The sequence below is a fragment of the Oxalobacter paraformigenes genome (assembly GCF_000158475.2).
Lineage (GTDB): Bacteria > Pseudomonadota > Gammaproteobacteria > Burkholderiales > Burkholderiaceae_D > Oxalobacter > Oxalobacter paraformigenes.
The window spans coordinates 137,418-143,527 of the sequence record NZ_KI392030.1 but is presented as its reverse complement, the minus strand read 5'-3'; the positions used below and the strand labels follow the sequence as shown (position 1 = coordinate 143,527).

At 50.3% G+C, this 6,110-nt stretch carries 6 protein-coding genes; 1 reads left to right on the top strand and 5 read right to left on the bottom strand.

Annotation, left to right across the window (positions count from 1 at the left end; all coding sequences use genetic code 11):
- Positions 1–242 (bottom strand): CoA transferase (locus OFAG_RS00695; protein ID WP_020994684.1); only part of this gene is annotated, 242 nt, incomplete at its 3' end.
- Positions 243–559: 317 nt separating this feature from the next.
- On the opposite strand from OFAG_RS00695, the gene OFAG_RS00690 reads away from it, so the two are divergent.
- Positions 560–1,168 carry a Crp/Fnr family transcriptional regulator gene (locus OFAG_RS00690; RefSeq protein WP_005878319.1) on the top strand — a complete coding sequence of 203 codons (609 nt, stop codon included), beginning with the start codon at positions 560–562 and terminating at the stop codon, positions 1,166–1,168.
- A gap of 139 nt (positions 1,169–1,307) precedes the next feature.
- Here OFAG_RS00690 and oxlT read toward each other — a convergent pair whose 3' ends face one another.
- From oxlT to OFAG_RS00670, 4 genes are all read right to left on the bottom strand, one after another.
- Positions 1,308–2,597: an oxalate/formate MFS antiporter gene (gene oxlT / locus OFAG_RS00685; RefSeq protein WP_005878321.1), complete on the bottom strand. Its 1,290-nt coding sequence runs from the start codon at positions 2,595–2,597 to the stop codon at positions 1,308–1,310.
- A 279-nt stretch (positions 2,598–2,876) separates the two neighbouring features.
- Entirely contained in the window at positions 2,877–3,278 is a 402-nt protein-coding gene (locus OFAG_RS00680) for a thioesterase family protein (protein WP_005878323.1), read from the bottom strand.
- Positions 3,279–3,386: 108 nt separating this feature from the next.
- The gene (gene pyk, locus OFAG_RS00675) at positions 3,387–4,811 is read right to left on the bottom strand and encodes a pyruvate kinase (RefSeq protein ID WP_005878326.1); all 1,425 of its coding nucleotides are present in this window, start codon (positions 4,809–4,811) and stop codon (positions 3,387–3,389) included.
- Between the two features lie 20 nt (positions 4,812–4,831).
- The gene (locus OFAG_RS00670; RefSeq protein WP_005878328.1) at positions 4,832–6,100 is read right to left on the bottom strand and encodes a glycerate kinase type-2 family protein; all 1,269 of its coding nucleotides are present in this window, start codon (positions 6,098–6,100) and stop codon (positions 4,832–4,834) included.
- Positions 6,101–6,110 lie beyond the last annotated feature (10 nt).

The window sequence follows — 6,110 nt, the reverse complement described above, 5'->3', positions numbered from 1 at the left end:
CACAGCCCGCTTTGCTTTTTCATGTTGGCTATGATCGAACGTTTGTTGCTGTTCAGCATGGTGAAGTACAAGCTGTCTTTGTTCGGATCGTGACGCAGCTGTTTACGTGTGATGTCACCTGTCGGATTCTCGAATTTGATGACGTCCGCTCCCATCCATGCCAACAACTGCGACGATGTCGGGCCGGCCTGTACGTGGGTCATGTCCAGAATTCTTACTCCGGATAATGCTTTGCTACCCATATTTCTCTTCCTCCAATGTTATTGGTTAATTGTGCGCTGTAAACTACAACTTCCCTTTAGTGACCATTTACTGCTACTGCCTGGCTACCAAAGGATGAAAACCAAATGACCTATAATATTTGGCGGAAAAACAATACTTTTCCAACATTTTCAAACTTTCCGTCAAATATTTAAGCTAATGGCTATCATAGCTTCTCAACTCCTGATATATTCTTGACCACAGTCAAGTTTCCCGGTTCAAACTAGAAGTTCTTGACTTTCGTCAATTTTTTTCGAGCGTTTTAGTCACGTTACGTCAAAACTGAAGTAAAAAATTCATGGCCTTAATAGCGAATCATCCTGAGAAAAATATTATTCGTGTGCAACTTTCTCAAAATTGCATATTGAAGGAATTGTCCCAAAATGAATTGGCCGAACTGGAACCGCATCTCGATATTTCGGATCATTCCAAAGGCGATTGCCTGACTCATCAGGGAGATCATGATCTGGAAGTCATTTTCGTCCTCGACGGCATCCTGAAAAGATCGGTTGCCAACCAGCATGCGAAAGAAATGATTTTGCGTTTTACCAGCGAACGATACATGGAAGCAACTTATGCTTCGTGGAAATTCAACAAAGCTGCGCCGTTTAGCGTCATAACCGTTACCAAAGCCCGTATAGCCCGCATCGCCATGCCACAATGGGTCGCTTTTATCGAGGCCCACCCCGTACTCAAACAGCGTTTTGAAATGGAAGTCATGCGCATTATGAGCAGTATCATGTCGCATACCATTTCCCTGCATCTGCTGGATGCTCCCGGACGTGTTCATCGTTTTTTAAGAAAGCATCCGGATCTGTTTGACCGTATGCCCAAAAAGGAGCTGGCATCGTATCTCAATCTTTCCCCAGAAACCCTTAGCCGCCTTAAAAATCAGGGAAAAATCTAGGCTTAGCCCATTTTATCGACAGACAGGTTTACACGAAAAAAACGGCAACATAAAAATGTTGCCGTTTTTATTGGTTTCACCGAATCAGGCGGGAGAACCGTTACCGGTTCTCCCGGGAAACCACAGAAATTCGCTCAGCTTACGCTTTGCCTGCAGCAGCGGCTGCTTCCTGTGCTTCGATTTCCTTGTTGTTGTTTTCGATGAAACGTCTGCGCCACGGTTTCAGAACGAAGAACGCCAACAGGGAACAGGTAGCTGCAACGCATGCCGACAGAACGAAGGTACGGTTCCAGTTACCGCCTTTGGACAGACCGGCTGCCAGCGGAACGATAAGGGAAGACGTTCCTTTTGCCGTGTACAGCGTACCCGCGTTACCCGCTGCGTTCGCACTGCCGAACGTGTCGGCGCACATGGACGGGAACAGCGAGAAGATTTCACCCCAGCAGGCAAACGTCATGGCGGCGAAGAACATGAAGCCCAGTGGAGTGCGACCCCAGAACACCAGACCCAGCAGGGCGGCAGCTTCACCCATGAACACCACGAACATCAGGTTTTCACGGCCGAAACGGTCTGACAGATAACCCATGATAGGACGGGTCGCACCGTTACAGATGTTGTCGATGGACATGGCCATGGTCAACAGCGGCAGGGTAACGCCCAGGAGGGTCACCGGAATCTTGTCAAGACCGTAGTCGCGGGAGACAGGACCGAAAGAAGCCGTTGCCATGATACCGCCGGAAGCAACACCAACGAAGCAGACGTAGATGAGCCAGAAAAGAGGTTCTCTGACGATCTGGGTCGGGGTGTAGTTTTTCTTGGAAGAAATAACACGCGGAATCGCTTTCGTTCCCGGTGGCAGTTTGGCGCGCGGCATGAAGAGAGCGCAAGCGGTGATGATGATGCCCTGAACGATACCGAAGACGAAGAACGCCTGTTCATAGCCGGAACTGTTGATCATGCTGGCAACCGGGATAACGGTGATAGCGGCGCCGCCACCGAAACCGGCAGCTGTCGCACCGGCAGCCAGACCGCGTTTGTCCGGGAACCATTTCAGCGAGTTACCGGAACAGGTACCGTAAACGGCACCGGCGCCAGCCCCTGTCAGAACCTGTGCGGCATACAGGAAACCCAGGCTGGAGGCATAGGAACACATAATCCAGCCGATCGTAACCAGAATAGCACCGAAAATAATGACCGGACGCGGACCGAATTTATCCACTGCCCAACCTTCAATAGGCACCAGCCATGTTTCGAAGAACAGGAAGATGGTGAACGACAGCTGAATTGCTGTACGAGCCCAGTGGTATTTGTCTTCAATCGGAGCAACGAACAGCGTCCAGCCATACTGGCAGTTCGCGACCGTCGCCATACAGATAATACCCAATACTAGCTGCACCCACCGATTAGGGTACCTTTCTTGTGTAGCCATAGATCTACTCTCCTTTAATGATTACTACAAACATGGTCACTACGGATGTTAGGTCTCCGTTTATTTCCGGACTATGCACTCTTACCAATAGCAGCAAGGAAATTACAAATTTCATAACCTCTTTGCCTGATTGCTCGACTATTGTGCGAGAACAATTTTTTACTGACCATGATCTCGGTCAAGATTAGATTTTTTATCTCCACTTTACGACACCTTCAGAATTCCAGAGATTTTGCTGAAAGATAGCGTCATAATTGCCTGAAAAAATAGGACATTCTTTTATTTCTTCTTCCTCAACAATCTTTTCAGGACTTCCGTTCTGGAAATAATCCTTTTGTGACTTCCTTCTGCAATTATTCCTGATTCATCAAAAGCGCTGATTTCAAAAGTCAATTCTTTCCCGTCAATATGCGTCAGAACCGCATGAATCGATACTTTCGCGCCAACCGGAGTCACCGAACTGTGCGTCAATCCGATATACGTGCCAACCGACTGCCAGCTTTCGGGCAATCCGCCATCTGTTATTTTCTGGGTTGTGGCTTCCATTACGGCAACCAGCGCCGGTGTCGCCAGGATATCGCTTTTCCCGCTTCCCCAATAACGTGCCGTCTGCTCTTCGGTAACGATCAATTCCGTTTTTTCAGCCATTCCCGGGACGAGAAAAAAATTTTTCGGATTCATATCTCTTCCTGAATAATGAGTCAATGAAATACATGTTATTAAAACAGTGGACATCTGAATACAAAAAAACAGGGTCTAAAAGACCCTGTTCAGAAAAAAGCCAGACAACTAGCGAACATCGATTTCTGCAACTCGTAGCAGATTTGTCGTGCCCGGCTGTCCGAAAGGCATACCGGCGGCAATAGCCAACTGGTCACCGGCTTGTGCAAAACCTTCCGAAAAAGCGGTTCTGCATGCCGCATCGACCATTTCGTCCACATCCTTCACATCATGGTCAATAACGGTAGAATGCACTCCCCATGCCAGCGCGAGCCTTCTGGCGGTCGATAAATGCGGTGTGATACTCAAAATCGGAGCCATCGGTCTTTCCCTGGCAGCACGCAAGCTGGTATTGCCCGAATCGGTATAAGTGACATTCACAACAGCGCCGATCATCTGGGAAACCGTCCTGAGCGCCGAGCAAATCGCATCGCTTTTTGAGGGTAGTGAAACCTCATGCTGGGCATTGATCATTTTCGGATAAATCGGGTCGCTTTCCACTTCGCCAATGATACGGTCCATAATCGAAACGGCCTGTACCGGATAAGCGCCACTTGCGGATTCCGCAGACAGCATCACCGCATCAGCGCCATCATAAACAGCACTGGCCACATCGGAGGCTTCAGCGCGCGTCGGCGTCGGCGAAAAAATCATCGATTCCAGCATTTGAGTGGCGACGATACTCGGTTTTCCATAATGCCGGCAGGCACGCAGTATTCTTTTCTGGGCACCCGGCACTTTTTCCGGAGGCAATTCCACACCCAGGTCGCCACGAGCGACCATGACCGAATCCGAAGCCATGACAATTTCATCGAGATGATCCAGCGCGGCAGGTTTTTCAAGTTTGGTCATCAATCCCGCACGTCCTGCAATCAGACGACGCGCCTCAATCAGATCTTCCGGCCGCTGGACAAATGACAGCGCCACCCAGTCCACCCCGAGAGACAAGGCGAATTCAAGATCACGGCGGTCTTTTTCCGTCAAAATCGGAATGGGCAGCACGACGTCAGGCACATTGACGCCTTTTCGATCGGACAGGGGACCGCCTGTAACAACCTGTGTACGGATTTCATCGGGCGTGCTTTCCATGACTTTCATTTTGAGCTTGCCATCATCGAGCGAAATCGAGTGTCCCGCCTCCATAACGCCGAACAGCTCCGGATGAGGCAAATTGACCCGCTGCTCGTCCCCATCGGCAGTATTCCGGTCAAAAACAAACTCCGCCCCTGTCTTCAACTGCACTTTTCCGCTGGCAAACTTGCCGATGCGAAGCTTGGGTCCCTGCAGGTCAGCAAGAATGGCGATCGGACGTCCTACAAGACGTTCCACTTCCCGTACCGCTTCGTGTCGCAAGCGATGATCGTCCTGCGTGCCGTGACTGAAATTGAAGCGAAAAACGTCTACGCCCGCTTCAAATAAGGACAAAATCATTTCTTTGGTCGAACTAGCCGGCCCCAGAGTCGCTACGATCTTTGCTTTACGTTGACGTCGCATAATTTTCTCTTGTTGTCTTCCTAAATAATCAATATGGCACGGAAATCGTTGACATTGGTTCTTGACGGCCCTGTTACCACCAGATTACCCAATGCGCTGAAAAAGCCGTATCCGTCATTGTTTTCCAGCATTTTGCGGGGCCGTTTTCCCTGCGATTCAGCTCGCGACAAAGAACCCGGCATATACAAAGCACCCGCATTGTCTTCGGAACCGTCAATGCCGTCTGTATCGCAGGCTATGGCATACACTCCGGGCTGATCATTCAGCGCAATAGCCAGACTCAGCAAAAACTCTGCATTACGGCCGCCCCGACCGTTACCTTTGACCGTAACAGTCGTCTCACCGCCAGATATGATGACGCAGGGCTTTTGAAATGGTTGATCGCGTTCAATAACCTGTCTTGCCATAGCGGCATGCATCAGCGCAATATCTCTGGCTTCGCCTTCTATGCTATCCGAAAGGATGTAGGGCCTTACGCCACTGGCACGTGCCATATCTGCCGCGGCTTCCAGCGCGTCCTGTGCCGTCGCGATAATGTGGCTTTCGTTACGTGCAAAGCGTGGATCGCCGGGTTTGGGCGTTTCTCCTTCACCCGACTCAAGATGTCTTAAAACGTTTTCGGGCACATCGATCTGGTATTTCTGCAAAATAGCCAGCGCATCTTCACACGTAGTCGGGTCAGGCAAGGTCGGACCGCTGGCGATAATGCCCGGATCATCGCCGGGAATATCCGAAATCATCAGCGTAACCACTTTCGCCGGAGCGCAAGCGAGCGCCAGACGGCCACCCTTGATATCAGAAAGATGCTTCCGGACACAGTTCATTTCCGAAATGCTGGCGCCACTTCTCAGCAATTTCCGGTTGATCTGCTGCTTTTGTTCAAGGCTGATATTTTTGGATGGCAACGCCAGCAATGCGGAACCGCCCCCTGAAACAAGACAAATGACGAGATCCTTGTCACTCAATCCCTGAACCATTTGCAGCATGCGTTTCGCCGCATCCCTTCCAGCTGCATCCGGCACCGGATGAGAAGCCTCGACCACTTCGATATGTTTGCACGGCAGACCATGTTCATAACGGGTCACGACCAGACCGGAAAGTTCTCCCTGCCAGTGATCTTCTACCGCTTTCGCCATAGCGGCCGCTCCCTTGCCTGCCCCAATAACGATTGTTCTGCCCCCCGGCAAAGGTTCAGGCAAATATTGCGGCAGGCACTTTGCGGCGCTTACAGCTGAAATGGCACTGGAATAGAGATCCAGCAAAAACTGTTTGGGATTATCGATAGGCATCATCACATTC

Excerpts from the sequence above, each read along its gene's own strand:
- pyk (WP_005878326.1), bottom strand. The coding sequence starts at position 4,811 with ATGCGACGTCAACGTAAAGCAAAGATCGTAGCGACTCTGGGGCCGGCT.
- OFAG_RS00680 (WP_005878323.1), bottom strand. The coding sequence starts at position 3,278 with ATGAATCCGAAAAATTTTTTTCTCGTCCCGGGAATGGCTGAAAAAACG.
- OFAG_RS00690 (WP_005878319.1), top strand. The coding sequence starts at position 560 with ATGGCCTTAATAGCGAATCATCCTGAGAAAAATATTATTCGTGTGCAA.
- oxlT (WP_005878321.1), bottom strand. The coding sequence starts at position 2,597 with ATGGCTACACAAGAAAGGTACCCTAATCGGTGGGTGCAGCTAGTATTG.
- OFAG_RS00670 (WP_005878328.1), bottom strand. The coding sequence starts at position 6,100 with ATGCCTATCGATAATCCCAAACAGTTTTTGCTGGATCTCTATTCCAGT.